The following is a 2,211-nucleotide window of genomic DNA, read 5'->3' as shown; positions in this document are numbered from 1 at the left end:
GGTATCTACTTTAGTATTCTCATCATTATTTGATGAATTAACTTCTGGCGAAGTTAACAGCTGTCACTAACAAAGACCCGTTTGGGTTGTATGGTTAAGTGACTAAGCGTACACGGTGGATGCCTTGGCAGTTGGAGGCGATGAAGGACGTATTAACTTGCGATAAGCCTAGTCAAGCTAGTAAAAAGCGCTTGAGACTAGGATTTCCGAATGGGGAAACCCACCTGCTTGCAGGTATCTTGCACTGAATACATAGGTGTAAGAGGCGAACGCGGAGAACTGAAACATCTAAGTACCCGTAGGAACAGAAATCAACCGAGATTCCGGAAGTAGCGGCGAGCGAAACCGGACCAGCCCTTAAGCTTATTATGTGTTAGTGGAACATTCTGGAAAGTTTGACGATACAGGGTGATAGTCCCGTACACGAAAATGCATCTTAAGTGAAATCGAGTAGGTCGGAGCACGTGAAACTTTGACTGAATATAGGTGGACCATCATCTAAGGCTAAATACTCCCAACTGACCGATAGTGAACCAGTACCGTGAGGGAAAGGCGAAAAGAACCCCTGTGAGGGGAGTGAAATAGAACCTGAAACCGTGTACGTACAAGCAGTAGGAGCCCTTCGAGGGTGACTGCGTACCTTTTGTATAATGGGTCAGCGACTTATATTTTGTAGCGAGGTTAACCGATTAGGGTAGCCGTAGGGAAACCGAGTCTTAACTGGGCGTATAGTTGCAAGGTATAGACCCGAAACCCGGTGATCTAGCCATGGGCAGGTTGAAGGTTGAGTAACATCAACTGGAGGACCGAACCCACTAACGTTGAAAAGTTAGGGGATGACCTGTGGCTAGGAGTGAAAGGCTAATCAAACCGGGAGATAGCTGGTTCTCCCCGAAATCTATTTAGGTAGAGCCTCGGACGAATACTTACGGGGGTAGAGCACTGTTAAGGCTAGGGGGTCATCCCGACTTACCAACCCTTTGCAAACTCCGAATACCGTAAAGTACTATCCGGGAGACACACGGCGGGTGCTAACGTCCGTCGTGAAGAGGGAAACAACCCAGACCGCCAGCTAAGGTCCCAAAGTCATAGTTAAGTGGGAAACGATGTGGAAAGGCCCAGACAGCCAGGAGGTTGGCTTAGAAGCAGCCATCCTTTAAAGAAAGCGTAATAGCTCACTGGTCGAGTCGGTCTGCGCGGAAGATGTAACGGGGCTAAACTATGCACCGAAGCTGCGGATTCATACTTTGTATGAGTGGTAGGGGAGCGTTCTGTAAGCCGTTGAAGGTGTACCGGGAGGTATGCTGGAGGTATCAGAAGTGCGAATGCTGACATGAGTAACGATAATGCGGGTGAAAAACCCGCACGCCGGAAGACCAAGGGTTCCTATCCCATGTTAATCAGGGTAGGGTAAGTCGACCCCTAAGGCGAGGCCGAAAGGCGTAGTCGATGGGAAACGGGTTAATATTCCCGTACTTGGTATAATTGCGATGGGGGGACGGAGCAGGCTAAACAAGCATGGCGTTGGTTGTCCATGTGAAAGTGAGTAGGTTGAGAGTTTAGGAAAATCCGGACTCTTAAGACTGAGACACGAGACGAGCACCCAAGGGTGTGAAGTTGTTGATGCCATACTTCCAGGAAAAGCCTCTAAGCTTCAGATTATACCGAATCGTACCCCAAACCGACACAGGTGGTCAGGTAGAGAATACTAAGGCGCTTGAGAGAACTCGGGTGAAGGAACTAGGCAAAATTGTACCGTAACTTCGGGAGAAGGTACGCTCCTATCTGTGATGAGACTTGCTCTCTAAGCGGACGGGAGCCGCAGTGACCAGGTGGCTGGGACTGTTTATTAAAAACACAGCACTGTGCAAAATCGCAAGATGACGTATACGGTGTGACACCTGCCCGGTGCCGGAAGGTTAATTGATGGGGTTAGTTTTCGGACGAAGCTCTTGATCGAAGCCCCGGTAAACGGCGGCCGTAACTATAACGGTCCTAAGGTAGCGAAATTCCTTGTCGGGTAAGTTCCGACCTGCACGAATGGTGTAACCATGGCCACGCTGTCTCCACCCGAGACTCAGTGAAATTGAAATCGCAGTGAAGATGCTGTGTACCCGCGGCTAGACGGAAAGACCCCGTGAACCTTTACTACAGCTTGGCACTGAACATTGACCCTACATGTGTAGGATAGGTGGGAGGCTTTGAAGCAGA

General features: G+C 49.4%; 1 rRNA gene. It reads left to right on the top strand.

Annotated elements, in window-relative coordinates:
* Window positions 1-92: 92 nt before the first annotated feature.
* Window positions 93-2,211, top strand: a 23S ribosomal RNA gene (locus PASHI_RS13860); the annotation flags it as partial.

Origin of the sequence: Pseudoalteromonas shioyasakiensis, from assembly GCF_001550135.1 — a bacterium.
Lineage (GTDB): Bacteria > Pseudomonadota > Gammaproteobacteria > Enterobacterales > Alteromonadaceae > Pseudoalteromonas > Pseudoalteromonas shioyasakiensis.
The sequence above is the reverse complement of the archived record's forward strand: the minus strand, read 5'-3'. Positions and strand labels throughout refer to the sequence as shown.